This is a genomic window from Alteromonas genovensis (assembly GCF_010500895.1).
Classification (GTDB): domain Bacteria; phylum Pseudomonadota; class Gammaproteobacteria; order Enterobacterales; family Alteromonadaceae; genus Alteromonas; species Alteromonas genovensis.
Window position 1 is genome coordinate 177953 of the sequence record NZ_JAAAWO010000001.1, and the last position, 15340, is coordinate 193292.

The 15340-nt window shown below is 44.0% G+C and carries 14 protein-coding genes; 5 read left to right on the forward strand and 9 right to left on the reverse strand.

The window, feature by feature from the left end; all coding sequences use genetic code 11:
- The first annotated feature begins 84 nt into the window (after positions 1–84).
- Positions 85–1077, forward strand: coding sequence for an LLM class flavin-dependent oxidoreductase (locus GTQ48_RS00700; RefSeq protein ID WP_163104476.1), 993 nt, complete (start codon positions 85–87; stop codon positions 1075–1077).
- A 137-nt stretch (positions 1078–1214) separates the two neighbouring features.
- On the opposite strand, the gene nspC is transcribed toward GTQ48_RS00700, so the two are convergent.
- From nspC to GTQ48_RS00720, 4 genes are all read right to left on the reverse strand, one after another.
- A complete protein-coding gene (nspC, locus tag GTQ48_RS00705; protein WP_163105057.1) occupies positions 1215–2366 on the reverse strand; it encodes a carboxynorspermidine decarboxylase in 1152 nt (383 codons plus the stop codon).
- Between the two features lie 67 nt (positions 2367–2433).
- Positions 2434–3636 (reverse strand): saccharopine dehydrogenase family protein, encoded by a 1203-nt coding sequence (locus GTQ48_RS00710; RefSeq protein WP_163104478.1) that lies wholly within the window; start codon positions 3634–3636, stop codon positions 2434–2436.
- A 174-nt stretch (positions 3637–3810) separates the two neighbouring features.
- Positions 3811–4221, reverse strand: coding sequence for a hypothetical protein (locus tag GTQ48_RS00715; RefSeq protein WP_163104480.1), 411 nt, complete (start codon positions 4219–4221; stop codon positions 3811–3813).
- A 182-nt stretch (positions 4222–4403) separates the two neighbouring features.
- On the reverse strand, positions 4404–5573 hold the full coding sequence (locus GTQ48_RS00720; RefSeq protein WP_163104482.1) for a 1-aminocyclopropane-1-carboxylate deaminase/D-cysteine desulfhydrase: 1170 nt from the start codon (positions 5571–5573) through the stop codon (positions 4404–4406).
- 224 nt (positions 5574–5797) lie between these two features.
- On the opposite strand from GTQ48_RS00720, the gene GTQ48_RS00725 reads away from it, so the two are divergent.
- From GTQ48_RS00725 to GTQ48_RS00735, 3 genes are all read left to right on the forward strand, one after another.
- Entirely contained in the window at positions 5798–6367 is a 570-nt protein-coding gene (locus tag GTQ48_RS00725) for a chalcone isomerase family protein (protein WP_239059942.1), read from the forward strand.
- A gap of 60 nt (positions 6368–6427) precedes the next feature.
- Complete coding sequence (locus GTQ48_RS00730; RefSeq protein WP_163104484.1) at positions 6428–6982, forward strand: DUF3833 domain-containing protein; 555 nt, start codon at positions 6428–6430, stop codon at positions 6980–6982.
- A 481-nt stretch (positions 6983–7463) separates the two neighbouring features.
- Positions 7464–8966 (forward strand): catalase, encoded by a 1503-nt coding sequence (locus tag GTQ48_RS00735; protein ID WP_163104486.1) that lies wholly within the window; start codon positions 7464–7466, stop codon positions 8964–8966.
- Between the two features lie 169 nt (positions 8967–9135).
- Here GTQ48_RS00735 and GTQ48_RS00740 read toward each other — a convergent pair whose 3' ends face one another.
- From GTQ48_RS00740 to aceK, 4 genes are all read right to left on the reverse strand, one after another.
- Positions 9136–9306: a DUF2986 domain-containing protein gene (locus tag GTQ48_RS00740; protein ID WP_163104488.1), complete on the reverse strand. Its 171-nt coding sequence runs from the start codon at positions 9304–9306 to the stop codon at positions 9136–9138.
- 127 nt (positions 9307–9433) lie between these two features.
- Positions 9434–10858, reverse strand: a complete 1425-nt coding sequence (locus tag GTQ48_RS00745) for a sensor histidine kinase (protein ID WP_163104490.1) — start codon at positions 10856–10858, stop codon at positions 9434–9436.
- Positions 10855–11535, reverse strand: coding sequence for a response regulator transcription factor (locus GTQ48_RS00750; RefSeq protein ID WP_032097411.1), 681 nt, complete (start codon positions 11533–11535; stop codon positions 10855–10857). The genes GTQ48_RS00745 and GTQ48_RS00750 overlap by 4 nt, the downstream gene beginning before the upstream one ends.
- Before the next feature lie 205 nt (positions 11536–11740).
- Positions 11741–13471, reverse strand: a complete 1731-nt coding sequence (gene aceK / locus GTQ48_RS00755; RefSeq protein WP_163104492.1) for a bifunctional isocitrate dehydrogenase kinase/phosphatase — start codon at positions 13469–13471, stop codon at positions 11741–11743.
- Positions 13472–13767: 296 nt separating this feature from the next.
- Between aceK and GTQ48_RS00760 the strand changes: the two genes are divergently transcribed.
- Positions 13768–14163 (forward strand): response regulator, encoded by a 396-nt coding sequence (locus GTQ48_RS00760; protein ID WP_163104494.1) that lies wholly within the window; start codon positions 13768–13770, stop codon positions 14161–14163.
- A gap of 142 nt (positions 14164–14305) precedes the next feature.
- Here GTQ48_RS00760 and arsB read toward each other — a convergent pair whose 3' ends face one another.
- On the reverse strand, positions 14306–15328 hold the full coding sequence (gene arsB / locus GTQ48_RS00765) for an ACR3 family arsenite efflux transporter (RefSeq protein ID WP_163104496.1): 1023 nt from the start codon (positions 15326–15328) through the stop codon (positions 14306–14308).
- Between the last annotated feature and the right edge of the window lie 12 nt (positions 15329–15340).

Genomic DNA, 15340 nt, shown 5'->3' on the forward strand with positions numbered 1-15340 from the left:
ATGAAGTCCAGCAAACGTGTCGGTAGTGAACACAGACACGTTTGCTGGCTTTTGACTCACGACAATAAAACCATGAGGTATGCAATGCCGTTACCCCTTTCGCTTCTTGATTTGGCGCCTATATCAGAAGGCCAGAGTATAAGTAATGCACTTAGTAATTCGCGAGAGCTAGCTCAGCAAGCAGAGTGCAGTGGATATCAACGGGTTTGGTTGGCAGAACATCACGGTATGTTTGGCGTGGCAAGTTCCGCTACTGCGGTAGTACTAGGGAATATTGCTAATGCGACCAATCATATTCGAGTTGGAGCGGGTGGTGTGATGTTGCCCAACCATTCACCTCTTGTCATTGCTGAGCAATTTGGCACATTAGAAACTTTGTATCCCGGGCGTATTGATTTAGGGCTTGGGCGAGCTCCAGGTACCGATATGGTTACCGCTAAAGCATTACGTAGAAACCTCAGTAATTCAAATGCTATAGACACCTACCCTGACGATATAAAAGAGCTGCAGCGTTATTTGGGGACTCCTGAGCCCGCGCAAAACATTGTTGCAGTGCCAGGCGCTAATACGCATATTCCTTTGTGGTTATTAGGCTCTAGTTTATACAGTGCGCAGCTTGCCGCATCGTTTGGGCTTCGCTATTCATTTGCCTCACATTTTGCACCAGACCAACTTTTTGATGCTTTGCACGTTTATCGTTCCACGTTTACTCCGTCCGAAAAATTAGAAAAGCCTTATGTTATGGCAGGGGTAATGGCGGTGGTCGCTGATACTGATGAGGAAGCGCAATATCTTTTCACTTCGGTTCAGCAACAGTTTATGAATATGCGCCGAGGGCTTAATAAGCCTTTTGCTAAACCTACAGACGACTTAACTACAATGTGTACGCCTACTGACCATGCAATGCTGTCTCATGTATTGCAGTATGCGCTGGTCGGCTCTAAAGCCACAGTGACTGAACAGCTAGCACAGTTTGTCGGGAAAACTGAAGTCGATGAGCTAATTGTTTCTATGCCCATTCATAACTTAGAAGCAAGGTTAAAGAGTGTATCGCTGCTAGCCGAGATAGTGCACTAGGGATAAGGGATTGAGGAGTTATTAAAAAGGTTTCGGTTACATTGAAACTCGTACAAAAAAGGTCAGCATGGCAGAACACAAATAACACTAAGAAAAAGTCGGCTGATGTACGCCGACTGTTTCTCAGATTTGTTGGTTTAAGACAAGCGCCCTTTAAAGTCTTCGTACGTGAAACGTCGCACTAATTCAAACTCACCGTTTAAGCGCAATATGCCAATGGACGGATGATCAACCCCATTAAAAAACGTGGTTTTTACCATGGTGTAGTGCATCATATCTTCAAACTGGATACGGCTTCCTGCCACCAGAGGTTCATCGAACGAGTAGGTGTCTATAACATCTCCAGCAAGACATGAGTTGCCGCCAAGTTTGTAATTGTGTGACTTTTCATTTGGTAATGCCGCATTAAATACGGTAGGTCGATAGGGCATTTCAAGCACATCTGGCATGTGCGCCGTGGCCGAGATATCCAATATGGCAATATCACCTTCGTTATTCACCACATCCACCACTTCCGATATTAAAGGGCCTGTTTGCCACGCTACCGCAGAGCCCGGCTCTAAGATAATATCAAGGTGAGGGTAGCGCTCTTTAAATGCCGACAGTGTGTTGATCAAGTGCTCAACGTCATAGCCTTCGCTTGTCATTAAATGACCACCGCCTAAATTCAGCCATTTCAATTGATGTAGCCATTTGCCAAATCGTTTCTCAATGGCCTGCAAAGTACGCTCTGTGGCAAAAGAGTCGCACTCGCATAAATTGTGGCAGTGAAAACCTTCAATGCCGTCTAAGCTTATACCTTCTAGCTCATCCGCTCTTATCCCTAATCGCGAACCGGGTGCAGCTGGGTCGTAAAGTGGTGTATCTGCTTCTTGATGCTCTGGGTTAATTCTCAGCCCTAGTGATACGTCTTTTAGCGCCTCACGGTGAGTATGCCATTGGCTGAGGCTGTTAAACGATAAATGATGTACCAGTGAAGCCAGTGCTTTTGCATCCTCCGCTTTATACGCAGGGGAATAGGCATGAACCTCTTTGCCCATTTCGGCTGCTAACTTTGCCTCCCACACTGAGCTTGCGGTGGCACCTTGAAGATATTGTTTGACGATATCGAAGCAAGACCACATGGAAAAGCCTTTAAGGGCTAAAATAATTCGCACGCCAGACTCGTCTTGAACCCGCTTCATCAGCGTTAGGTTACGAATTAATTTTGCCTCCTCAAGAACATAGCAGGGTGAGGGAATATCAGTGCGTTGGGTAAGATCGGTCAAGGTGTTCAAGCTCCGGTCAATAACGTAAAAAAGGGGCACTTAACATAGCGCCCCTCGTAAATATCTATAAGTATTTGTTCAAAGCAATCTATTTAGTGAAAGGGCTACTATCGCACTCTAGTACATGCCATGGCAGTCCGTGTTCATTAAGCATATCCATGAACGGGTCTGGATCAAACTGTTCCATATTCCACACGCCAGCTTCTTTCCACGTGCCGTTTAGCATAAGTGCAGCACCAATCATCGCAGGAACGCCTGTGGTGTAAGATACCGCCTGAGCACCTACTTCCTCATTACACTTGGCGTGTTCGCAGTTATTGTAGATAAAGATGGTTTTTTCTTTGCCATCTTTTACACCTGTAATGTAAGTACCAATACAGGTCATCCCTACATAACCTTCTGCAAGCGAGCCTGGGTTAGGTAATACGGCTTTTAGAAACTCTAAAGGTACAACTTGTTGGCCTTGAAATTCTATAGGCTCAATGCTCGTCATACCGATACCTTCAAGCACGCGAAGGTGGTTAAGGTAAGCCTCGCCAAATGTCATCCAAAAACGGGCACGTTTAAGTGTTGGGAAGTGTTTCACCAACGACTCAAGCTCTTCATGGAACATAAGATACGAAGCGCGCTCGCCAATATTTTGATAGTCAACGTCTTCTCTAACACTAAGCGGATCAGTTTCTTTCCACTCACCATTTTCCCAAAATTTACCACGCTGAGTAATTTCGCGGATATTGATTTCTGGGTTGAAGTTAGTCGCGAATGCTTGACCGTGGTCGCCCCCATTACAATCGACAATATCAAGGTAGTGAATTTCATCAAAGTAGTGTTTTGCTGCATACGCAGTAAAGACGTTAGTGACACCTGGATCAAAACCACTTCCAAGTAGTGCCATGATACCGGCATCTTTAAACTTGTCTTGGTATGCCCACTGCCATGAGTATTCAAATTTTGCTACGTCTTTTGGCTCGTAGTTTGCGGTATCAAGATAATGCGTGTTGGTTGCTAAACACGCATCCATGATAGGTAAGTCTTGATATGGCAATGCCAAATTAATCACTAGGTCAGGCTGCACTTCGTTGATTAACGCTTCCACTTCTTTAGCATTATCAGCATCTAAAGCAAATACGCCTTTCACGCGGTCTTCACCAACTTCTTGCTGAAGAGCTTCACATTTAGACACCGTTCGGCTTGCTAAGAATATTTCATCGAAATGTTGTGGTAAACGAGCACACTTTTTAACCGTCACTGAGGCAACGCCGCCAGCACCAATAATGAGAACGCGAGACATAGTATTAATCCCTAAATTTTGCGAGTAAATTTTTGCTGAATGCTAGCAGACACCGACGATTTGGCAAGCAAAGTCAGTGTCTGCAAGTATAAATAGTATAAATTTTCCTGCTAACGATAGAAAACGTTATGAGCGTTTTAACTATTAATGCGTTAACAGGGGCTTAGGTCGAGCTTAGGGCGCCGCAGTATTAATTGGCGGCGATACCACCACAGAACCGTCAACCTTGTAATAAGGATATAGGAGCAATCGCTCTTCCTGGTCAGGCGACGATGTCACTACCGCTATGGCATCCAAATTTTTGCTGTTCTGTGTATTGATAGTAGCAGCATAGACTAAAACGCTGTAACTGTTGGTGTCTGTGGTTGTGTCGATGATCCTCCACTGGAGTTGCTCTATAAGCTGCGACTCACGTTTGCTCTCAGTGGTTTCATCTGCAAATATACAACCGTTTTTACCGTCTTGGTTTATAGCCGCAAAAGGGTAAAATACATCGCTGTTTAGCAGCATTATTTTACATATGGAAAGTGATTTGGAAACAAGTTCTTTTAAAGGGGTTGGCAATGTAACTGGTCGGTCGATCATGTTGTATCTCCTCAAAGTTAGCGTTGCTTGCGATGCTATAGTTAAGACTCTATAGGTCATCGCTACTATTTTACGATTGCTGTTTTTAGATACCCTGTACTTTTTTTCCTTTCATCATTACTTACGGTGTATTGGACTCATAGGTTTACTATCACTATAGAAATGAGCAATGTGCAATCCCTTTAGCGAGCACCCTGAAGTCCGCCGGTGTGTAAGACAATAATCTTACTACCTGATTTAAATGTGCCCTTTTTAAGCATATCTTTCAATGCGAAAAATACTTTTCCGGAATAAACAGGCTCAACCTTAAAGGGCATGGCGTTGTTAAAGTTCTCACAAAACGTCTTTAGGTAGGGCGGCGCTTTTGCATATCCACCGCAATGGTATTTATGGTTAATATGCCAGTTACTGATTGCCTTATTTTCTTCCACATTGATCGCAGGCGCTTTTGCTGCCAGTTCTTTTGTCATAAGTTCTTTTGTCACAATTTTTTTTGTCAAAATGGCGGGGGGTAAGAACTGATTAACTAAGGATTCCAAGTAATCTTGGCCTTTAAGGACGCCAATACCAATAGCGTGCTGATTTGGCGTTAACGCACTGACAATACCTCCCATTGTGGCACCACTGGCTACGGGGGCAATAATAGTGTCGAACTCGGTATTGTGATTGGTAGCGAGCGCTTCAGCAATTTCACTAACTAACTCTGCAACCCCTTCGATTGCCTGTTTTTGGCTTCCCCCTTCTGGGATGATAATGGCAGGGGAGAAGCGCTCTTTTAGTGAGTTGAGGTATTCGGCAGAGTCCCGTTTTTTATAGGTTATTCGGTCAACATATTCAATATCGACGTTCCATGAAGTTAGGTCGCTAATCATTGCTGTTGGTGTAGCAGAATAGTCACCACGAATAATGGCTGAAAGCGGAATGCCGAGGGTATGACACACATATCCGAGTGCATGTAGGTGATTTGAAAAGCCACCACCAAAACTGATGAGTCTGACAGAGCCTTTGGCGGTGAATGAAGAGCCCTCAGCGGTGAGCGAAGAGCCCTCAGCAATAATTGAAGACTCTTCAGCGTCAGGAGAGTCCTCATCAGCATTTTGAGGTAGTTCTTCCTCAAATTCAGCGCCGTCTAGGTATTGCTCTGCGTAGTCATAAATAAACTGCTTTAGTTTTCGCCACTTATTACCAGACACTACGGGGTGTATTTTGTCGTCGCGCTTTACATAAATAGTCACATCCTCGGCACCAGGCCAGTCAGGTGTGAACAATTCTAAAGGTGAAGGCTGGGTGAGTGTCTGCTCAAGCGTTGTTAGTTTATTCACAGGAGGAAGTTGCCACAATTGATCATTCATTATCTGCTCGCAGTATAACTAATACGACCACAAATCAAAAAGTATAGAAATGTTGAAGGCGTCAGTTCGTCAAATAGGGCGACTAAAATCGACGCTGGAGAGTCATACAGGGAAAAATGATGAAACCTAAATTAATCACGAAAGTTAACTTAACGACAAGAGCTAAATTAGTGTGTATTAAACATGCAACCTCAACTAAATCGCAGATAGAGCAGAGCTCGCTCATGAATTCTCTAGCAAATAAGCTTGGTACTGTCGTGAAACGGGCTGCTTTTTTAAGTTTAACAATGATGAGTATTTCTCTGATGAGCGTATCTTTTGCATCAAATGCTGCTTTACCTTCGCCAGTATACGACAGTGTCCCCAATGCAGAAGTTGTAGGCAAAGATATGTTTACTTATTACCTATTCGACGTTTACGAGGCTACTTTGTTCGCTCCCAAGGGAGAATATGAGAAAGGAAAGCCTATTGCCTTAACGCTAAAATACCAACGCTCGCTAGACGGTAAGAAAATAGCTGAGCGTTCTATTGATGAGATGAAAAAGCAGGCAAAGCTTGATTCAGAGAAAGCCAAGCGCTGGTTACAAGACATGGTAGATATTTTCCCGGATGTAAAAGAGGGAGATGTATTAACAGGCGTAGCCACTGAAGAGGGCAACGCCTTATTCTATTTTAACGGCGAAAATGCCGGGGAAGTTAAAGACCCAGAGTTTACGCAAAAATTCTTTGATATTTGGTTGGGTGAGAATACCTCAGAGCCTAAGTTTAGAAGAGCGCTACTAGGCATCAAATAATTAGCGTAGCTTAAATACTATTTTTTTAATTTTAGCATTAGAGTAAAGAACAGGATAATTATGAAATCATTGAAACGCGCTGCCTATGCACTAGCAGGATTGGGAATAAGTGCAGTAACACTGAGTGGTTGTTCGGTGTCGGTTGAAGGTAAAGACTATACCTCTGTGCAACCAGCATTTAACATTGAGCAGTTTTTTGATGGTGATGTCAAAGCGTGGGGCATCGTTCAAAATCGCTCTGGTGAAGTTGTGCAGCGTTTTAAAGTGGATATTGATGGTTCTATAGACGGTGACACGTTAACACTCGATGAACGCTTCGATTATGGTGTTGGTGAAGGTCCAATGTCCCGCACGTGGAAAATTGTTAAACAAAGCGATGGTACATTCGTTGGAAACGCTGGCGACATAGACGGCCCTGCTGCAGGTACATCTTACGGTAATGCTTTCAACTTCCATTACCAAATGGATTTACCCGTAGACGACACCAGTTACTCTGTGACGTTTGACGATTGGTTTTGGGCTTTTGATGAAACAACCATGATGAATCGCTCTTATATCCGCAAATTCGGGATTGTTATGGCCGAAGTGACCATATTCATGCAAAAGCAGGAGTAGCACTGCAAGCTATTTAATAATTTAATTTTTCGTGGATGGTGTTGCTTTGATGCTAGTGGAGTGTCGGCGCAAGGCTTCTACCTTTGTCAGTATTATTTGGCGTTGCCGCTCAGGTCTCGGTGCAAGCGTAAACACTCATGCTTGAAAAACAACTTTGTGCTTATTGTCCCCGAACTGGTTTACTTTCTGCCCTAATTATCTCAATAACATACTGCCTATCACTCATCGTCGATGAGTAGCTTCTTGTTGAAGGAGGTAACTAGCTTGCACTTTTTCGTTCCGCTCCCTAATTCAAAAAGTGAGTTGTGGAAAAGCGATTGTTTTGCCTCAAATTCTCCTTAACTCTTCCTCACTGCTTAATATAAAGATTAAAAAAATTTAAACCTTTTGATTTCGCCATCGTAGCAATTATATGTCGTAGGTGTCGTGCCCTACATGCAATGGAATTGAGTCTATTAAAGGCTCATCAAAGGAGATTTTTATGTCAAAGAAGCCACAGTTAACTACATCAGCGGGCGCCCCAGTAGTCAGCAATGAAACGACTAAAACAGCGGGAGAACGCGGTCCAGCATTACTTCAAGATTACCAGCTTCTCGAAAAGCTAGCTCATCAAAATCGTGAGCGTATTCCCGAACGTGTTGTTCATGCAAAAGGGTGGGGAGCACAGGGTACATTCACCGTAACTCATGATATAACTGACTACTCGTGTGCTGATATCTTCTCTCAGGTAGGAAAGCAAACAGAGGTGTTGAGCCGATGGTCCACTGTCGCTGGAGAGTCAGGAGCAGCCGACACCGAACGTGATGTTCGCGGCTTTAGCTTGAAGTTTTATACCGAGCAAGGTAACTGGGACATGGTAGGGAATAACACTCCCGTATTTTTCGTTCGCGACGGTTATAAGTTTCCCGACTTCATTCGTACTCAAAAGCGCCATCCAAAAACTAACTTGCGCTCGCCAGAGGCTATGTTCGACTTTTGGGCCGCTCAGCCAGAAAGCGTACACCAAGTTACTATCTTAATGTCAGATAGAGGTATTCCTGTTTCGCCTATGCATATGAATGGGTATGGAAGCCATACTTTCAGCATGTGGAATAAAGAGGGCAAGCGTCACTGGGTGAAATTTCACTTTAAAACCCAACAAGGTATTAAGAATTACACCAATGAAACATCAGAGAAGATTATCGGCAGCACGCGCGAAAAGTATCAAGAGGAACTTTACAGCGCGATAGATGAGGGCAATTTCCCTAAGTGGACAATGTACATACAAGCGATGCCAGAAGAGGAGGCGGGAGAGCAGAGCTTTAACCCGTTTGATCTCACCAAGGTGTGGCCACATGATGATTACCCGCTTATCGAGGTGGGTGAATTAGAAATGAACCGCAACCCAGATAACTATTTTCAAATGATTGAAAATGCCGCATTTAGTCCATCAAATGTTGTACCGGGGATCGGGTTTAGCCCAGATAAAATGCTGCAAGCCAGGATCTTTTCTTACGCCGATGCTCACAGGTATAGATTAGGCACGCACTACGAAGCGCTTCCTGCAAACGCGCCAAAAAACAGCGATGTAAATCATTACCATAAAGATGGAGCAATGCGATTCTTTACTAATGATTTCGGGAATCCAGATGCTTATTATGAACCAAATCAACATGATGGGCCGGTTGCAGACTTTTCAGTAAAAGAGCCGCCTCTGCGTATCAATGGGGATGCAGATAGGTATCATCAAGATGATGCAGACGTTGATTATGTTCAGCCCCGAAAGCTTTATGAAATGTTTTCAGATGAGCAGAAAGAACGGATGTATAAGAACTATGCCGCTGCTATGGGGCCATGTTCAGATGAGGTGAAATCGAGATGGTATGCCGTTCTTGAAAGGGTGCACCCTGATTACGCTGCTGGCGTGAAAAACGCGGTAGAAAGCCTTGATACTGATGTGAACACAGTACCGATTACTGAGAACACACCGCTTGAAGACAACTAGAGCAAAAGCAGCTAATTAGCTGTGAATAAGTAAACGCCAGTCATTCGCTAGATTTATCGTGTGACTGGCGTTTTTTTAATTCAGGTTTGAGGTCAATACTTGCTACGGCTTTTGACGTCGTGGTTTCTTCTTCGTAAATGTTTTTTAAACCACTTTTAGTCACGGTTATTTACTCGCTTTCTAGCTGTTCTTTATCCTTCTGAACGCTATCGGTCTGCTCAGCTAACTTTTCCCTCTCAGCTTTAGAAACATAAACTGGCTTACTACTTTTATGAAGTTTAGCATTCGCCTTTTTGTCTTTTTTCTGAAGTTTCTTGATGATTTTTTTGCGACGGTTCAAAACCAATTCCCTCAAACGGACAACTGAATTTGCGCATTATATCGTGTTAATAAGCACTCGTGCCAGACGCATGTGGCCAGTCACGGTTTATTGAGGGGCGAGAGTTGTATATGAATAGTCTAATCGCCTAGCGCTTGAAACTAAGCACCACGCCCAAGCCCGTTCCGTTCATGAGTGGGTCGTGTACAAACCACACACGGCCTTCGTGTAGCTTAACAATGGCAGAGACAAGAGACAGCCCCAAGCCGTTGCCTTTACTTGTTCTGCTGCCATCTGCTCGATAAAAACGACGTTCTAAGCTTTCCAGCTCATGCTCTCCTACGCCCATCCCTGCGTCGTTGATGGATATGACGTGGTGTGTTTTTGTCGACGTTAATTGCACTACCACACGGCTTCCATCGGGAGAGTACTTTAAGGCATTATCAAGCACGTTCGCTACAGCTTGAAACAGCAGGTTGGGGTCTGCAATCATGGTGATTGGCTGCAAGGAGCTAGTCAGGGTTATATTCCTGTCCTCCGCTAGCGGGTGGTAAAGGTCTACAACATCTTCAACGATTGCAAGAACATCGGTTTCGCAAAACCCTTCTTTTTTGTTGGTGGTTTCTAGCCCGCTTATTCTAAGCAAACTATTGAACATATTGAGCAGGTTATCTGCTTCGTGGGTTGTTTCATCACGCAGCTTTTCGTCGTCTATTTGCTCTAATGTGTTGCGTAATCGTGCTAAAGGGGTACGAAGATCGTGAGCAATACTGTCAGTTACGGTTTTTATATTGTTCACTGAGCTTTCTATGGTATCTAACATCTGGTTGAATACGGCTGACAAGCTGCTTAAATCATCCCAGTTACTATCAATTTCTAGACGTTCTTCTAAATTTCCAGTTTTTATTATTTTGTCTGCGGTTTGGGACATTCGATTAATACGATTAACCACGTAAACAGCAATGGCAAAACTGAGCACACTTAACATCGAAAGCAGCACCACTATAATCCAGCTAAACGCTCTGCCAAACCATTGGGCGCTGTATAAGTCGTCAATTCCACGCCCTACAATTAACGTATAGTTGCCTAATGAGACTTCTCTAACTAACGCCTGTCGAAGGGTTTTGCGTTCGCCGCTATCAGGCAGCGAGATAACAATTTCAGCCGTGTTAAAATTTGCGTGCTCATGACGCTCTAAAATAAGCGGAATACTGGCAAGGTTTCCAGTAACAAACTGTTCGTTTTGACTTAATACGACAAAAGAGCGAACGGACTTGGGTAGTTCGCCGGATGAGGCGTTGGGCGTCGATGCAGAATTATTGGCCATTGTGGAACGTGAAAACTCTCCACTGTCGATAGCCTCTTTAACTGCATCAATGCCTAATGAATTATGTATCTGAGAAAGAGCGGCAATTTTTGCATTAATTGCCGCCGTAGATTCTGTTATAAAAAGGTCACTGCTTGTTAATCGCCAAAAGTAAACAATGAGAATAATTGCTACGCTGGCCAGTGTGGTAAGCAGCGCGCCAACACGAAAACTAGAACTTCTCGTGAAGTCGCGAATTGCTATCATGTAGCGCTATCGGCGATACGGTAGCCCGTACCTCTTACCGTTTCAATCAGTGGAACATTAAATGCCTTGTCCACTTTTTGGCGCAGTCGGCTAATGTGCACGTCAATCACGTTGGTCTGAGGATCGAAGTGATAATTCCACACTTGCTCAAGCAGCATGCTGCGCGTAACTACTTTACCCTTATGGCGAAGTAGGCACTCAAGTAATTGAAACTCTTTCGACTGCAAATCAATTTCTTGCTCGCCGCACAATACTTTGCGGTTAACGAGGTCGAGGGTTAAATCTCCAACTTTGATAAGTGTTTTGTCATCACCTTCTTTGCCGCGCCCGGCTAGACCCTCAATGCGGGCAAGCAGCTCCTCGAACGCAAACGGCTTGGTTAAATAGTCGTTTGCACCCGTGCGCAGGCCGCGCACCTTATCCTCTACTTGGCTTTTGGCGCTAAGTAACAAAACTGGGGTGTTGTTGTCAGCTTCTCTCAGTTTTTCTAAAACAGTGAAGCCGTCGTACTCTGGAAGCATTACGTCGAGTATCACAACATCGAGTTCATTTGATGTTGCTTCCCTATAGCCAGATGCTCCGTCACCTGCAGTAATACATTCATGACCTTCGCCCAACAGTCCGTTTGCGATGTGCGAGGCAACCTTTGGATCATCTTCTACAAGTAACACTCTCATGATTACACTTCTACTTTTAGGTTAAAACGAAACGTAAGGCCGCTATTGGCTTACGGTTTCTTTTACGTGTCAGTAGACAAAAAGCGATCACTTTTACCCCACGTGCGTGATAAATAACCCGCGAAATACAGCCCTTTTTGTAAAGGCGGTGTGTGAGCGGCTTACTCCCCAGTTTTTACTGCAAAATTATGCTCTGCAGTGTGCGTTAGTCGCGTTTGAAACGCTTATTCGCTGCATAGGGGGTGAAGTGTTGTACATCGCCTCGCTCGCATTTTATCTGCACATTGCGCCAATATTCTTGGGTCATTAGGTCGCCATGAAGGTTTTTTAAGATATCTTTAAACTTGCGCTTACCCACAATGAAGTGTTCAAACTGCTCTGGAAATACGTCGCTTGGCCCCACTGAAAGGGTATCAATAGCATACGGATCATCAGATTTAGGCAGCGCGCGGAAGTTTCGTTCATTCATGAGGCAAATTTCGTCGTAGTCATAAAATATGACGCGACCATGGCGGGTAATACCAAAGTTTTTATGCAGCATGTCGCCTGGAAAAATATTGGCCATCGCAATCTGTTTTATGCACATACCCAGTTCATCTAGTGCGTTTGTTACTTTATCTTCATCCGTTTCTTGTTGAAGATAAAGATTAAGTGGCGTCATTTTGCGCTCAATGTACATATGCTTTATTACAAGCTCGTTCTCAGTGAATTCCAAACTGGAAGCACACGTCTCTTTAAGCTCTTCAATCAATTCTGGCGCTATGCGGTCAAGTGGAAATCGAAAGTTCACGTATTCATGGGTATCGGCCATTCTGCCGATACGATCAGACATCTTCACGAGTTTGTAGCAGTCTTTCACGTGCTGGCGAGTGATTTTTTTACTCTCTGCAAATTCATCTTTTATAATTTTGAACACAACACCATACGAGGGAAGGTGAAATACCATCATCACTAAACCGCGTATCCCCGGCGCCGCTTCAAAGTGGTCTTCGGAGGTTTCTAAATGAGAAAGGAAGTTGCGATAAAATACCGTTTTACCGTGTTTGTAATGGCCTAGCGCCATATACAATTCAAAGTTCTTTTTATTCGGCAGCAGTTCTTGTAGGAAAGCGGCAACTTCTGCTGGGTTTTGAGTGTCGGCCATAAAATAACTGCGGGCAAAGCCGAAGATAACGCTTAAATCTTTTCTATCCGTAAGCAGAGCATCTACAAACATATTTGGCGCATTGTAACGGCGCATAGCAATGACAAAGGGCAGCGTCTCGTCCGGCATACAAATTCGGCCAATTAAATAGGCTGCTTTTCCTCTAAAGAAGGTAGGCTTGAGTATTTCTACGGCCTGCACACTGGCAAGCTGCGATGTGCTAAGACGAGCGCGAAGTGCGTCTTCCAAATTCTGCAAATCCCGTTCGTAATCTTCAAAAGGAATGTTGTATCGGTAGGTCTTGAAGATAGCTTCGTACATCTCTCTCACCGTGGTAGTTGTATCGAAGCTATTAATCACTTTGTCTCTATCCTGACCCGGTAAAAAGCAGCGGCTAGGATGCACAAACATCATGTCATCATCTATTTTTCGATGTTTAAATATACGGCCAATTACCGAGTTGAAGAAGGTTTCTGCAAGTTCAAACTGAGGGTGACCTTCTAGTTGAAGGGCGAAGATTTTCTTTAGTTCTTGCCAAAACACATCATCTTTTTTGTGCACCGATGTTAAGTGGTAAATCTCAGCAACGGCATCGGATAAACTTTGTTCATATATATTGATGCGCTCTCTCGATGCTAATTGGGTTTCTTTCCAGTTGCCTTTTTCAAACCTCTGTTGCGCACCTCGAGTAATTCGAGTGAACCACCGGTAGCTTTTGTCAAAATGAGATAACACCAAATAGGCAGCCTTTTTGGCTAAGCTTGTTTCTTGGGGCGATAGGATATTTTGCATGACTAGGTTCCTTAGAAATAACAAGCATCACTTGCCTATTTCGACGTCTTCGAACTCCTCAATTGATGTGCACTTACAGCGCGCTATCTGTTAGAAGTCAACGTTGATAACATAGCGCAGGCAACAGGTTGAGGCGCGAAATACATCGCATGTTTATTAACAAAATAATGCAGATGATACACAGATGCCACTTGTTTCAACGGTAAGTTGCCGATAATCAGCGACTTATTTTGTTTTCTTATACTTTAGTTTAGGGTAAATTAGTTGGGTCAAAACTAAGCAGTAAAGAGTTCTTAATGAGTTTCAATGTCCTAATTTGCGATGATTCAGCGTTGGCGCGTAAAATGATGAGAAAAAGTCTGCCTGCTGGTTTTGTTGAAAATGCTTACGAGGTGTCAAACGGGGTTGATGCCCTTGAGGTATTGGCCCATCATTCTATCGATTTGATGTTACTCGACCTGACTATGCCTGTGCTTGGCGGAATAAGTGTTTTAGGAGAGATAAAACGCAGAGGTCTTGAGACTTTCGTCATTGTTGTGTCAGGCGATATTCAGCCGTTGATACACAGAAAAGTCGCTTCGTTAGGTGCATTGGATTTTGTTCAAAAGCCGCTACAGCCTAACCGCCTGCAATCAGTGCTGAAGAAGTTTGGCTTCGTCATTACTGCTGAAGAAAAAGCCCTCGCTAGCTAGCTTATTAAGATTTTGCTGGGCCTCCCTCAGCGCTAACGACTAATCAATACACTTTCTAAAACTGCTTTACACTTTTTGCATGTTTTAACATCGTAAAGCAGGGCGCTTTTTACTAGGGTGAGCGCCCGCTAAAATTGTTTATTTACGATGGGTTATCAAACCAGTGTCGTGTTCTATTTGCAAACCATACCAGTGACAGCATCACGGGAACCTCTACCAACACGCCTACCACCGTAGCTAGCGCTGCACCACTGTGTAAACCAAACATGGAAATGGCCACTGCTACTGCCAGTTCAAAAAAATTCGACGTTCCAATCATACACGCCGGAGCAGCGACGTTATGGGGAAGCTTAATCTTCTTCGCGGCAAAGTAGGCAATCGCGAAAATGCCATAAGTTTGGATAAGCAGTGGTACGGCAATAAGCGCGATATCCTGAGGCTGAGATAGTATGGTTTTAGCCTGCAGGCCAAACAATATTATGATGGTGAGCAGTAAGCCGCAGACGGAGAATGGCTTAAAGTTATTCACCAGCTTGGTAACAGCCTCCGGCCCCTTCGTTTCGATACGCTTTCGAGTGAGAAAGCCTGCTATGAGTGGCAGTACTACGTATAACGCCACCGAGAGTAATAGAGTATTCCACGGAACAGTAATATCAGTAACACCAAGCAGCAAGGCGGTCAGCGGTGCAAACGCAATCACCATAATCAAATCATTAATAGACACTTGCACTAGCGTATAATTAGCATCACCTTTAGTGAGGTGGCTCCACACAAAAACCATAGCGGTACAGGGCGCAACACCCAATAAAATCATACCTGCAATGTATTCAGTTGCCGTTTGAGGGTCTACCATATCGGCAAAAATAACTCTAAAAAACAGCCAGCCAAGTATGGCCATGCTAAAGGGCTTTATTAGCCAATTAATCGCTAGCGTTAATACTAAGCCTTTGGGCTTTTTACCCACGTCTTTGATTGAGCTAAAGTCGATTTGTACCATCATTGGGTAAATCATTAACCAAATAAGCACTGCTACCACTAAATTTACATGGGCATATTCTAATGCTGCTACTGACTCAAAAAATTGCGGCACGGCGTAGCCAAATCCCACGCCAAGAGCAATGCATAGCCCAACCCATACAGAAAGGTATCGTTCAAAGAAACCCATCGTTAACCCCTA

What these genes read in the sequence shown, in the direction of transcription:
- GTQ48_RS00700 (WP_163104476.1), top strand. Translation starts at nt 85, where the DNA reads ATGCCGTTACCCCTTTCGCTTCTTGATTTGGCGCCTATATCAGAAGGC.
- GTQ48_RS00710 (WP_163104478.1), bottom strand. Translation starts at nt 3,636, where the DNA reads ATGTCTCGCGTTCTCATTATTGGTGCTGGCGGCGTTGCCTCAGTGACG.
- GTQ48_RS00715 (WP_163104480.1), bottom strand. Translation starts at nt 4,221, where the DNA reads ATGATCGACCGACCAGTTACATTGCCAACCCCTTTAAAAGAACTTGTT.
- GTQ48_RS00720 (WP_163104482.1), bottom strand. Translation starts at nt 5,573, where the DNA reads ATGAATGATCAATTGTGGCAACTTCCTCCTGTGAATAAACTAACAACG.
- GTQ48_RS00725 (WP_239059942.1), top strand. Translation starts at nt 5,798, where the DNA reads ATGAATTCTCTAGCAAATAAGCTTGGTACTGTCGTGAAACGGGCTGCT.
- GTQ48_RS00730 (WP_163104484.1), top strand. Translation starts at nt 6,428, where the DNA reads ATGAAATCATTGAAACGCGCTGCCTATGCACTAGCAGGATTGGGAATA.
- GTQ48_RS00735 (WP_163104486.1), top strand. Translation starts at nt 7,464, where the DNA reads ATGTCAAAGAAGCCACAGTTAACTACATCAGCGGGCGCCCCAGTAGTC.
- GTQ48_RS00745 (WP_163104490.1), bottom strand. Translation starts at nt 10,858, where the DNA reads ATGATAGCAATTCGCGACTTCACGAGAAGTTCTAGTTTTCGTGTTGGC.
- GTQ48_RS00750 (WP_032097411.1), bottom strand. Translation starts at nt 11,535, where the DNA reads ATGAGAGTGTTACTTGTAGAAGATGATCCAAAGGTTGCCTCGCACATC.
- aceK (WP_163104492.1), bottom strand. Translation starts at nt 13,471, where the DNA reads ATGCAAAATATCCTATCGCCCCAAGAAACAAGCTTAGCCAAAAAGGCT.
- GTQ48_RS00760 (WP_163104494.1), top strand. Translation starts at nt 13,768, where the DNA reads ATGAGTTTCAATGTCCTAATTTGCGATGATTCAGCGTTGGCGCGTAAA.
- arsB (WP_163104496.1), bottom strand. Translation starts at nt 15,328, where the DNA reads ATGGGTTTCTTTGAACGATACCTTTCTGTATGGGTTGGGCTATGCATT.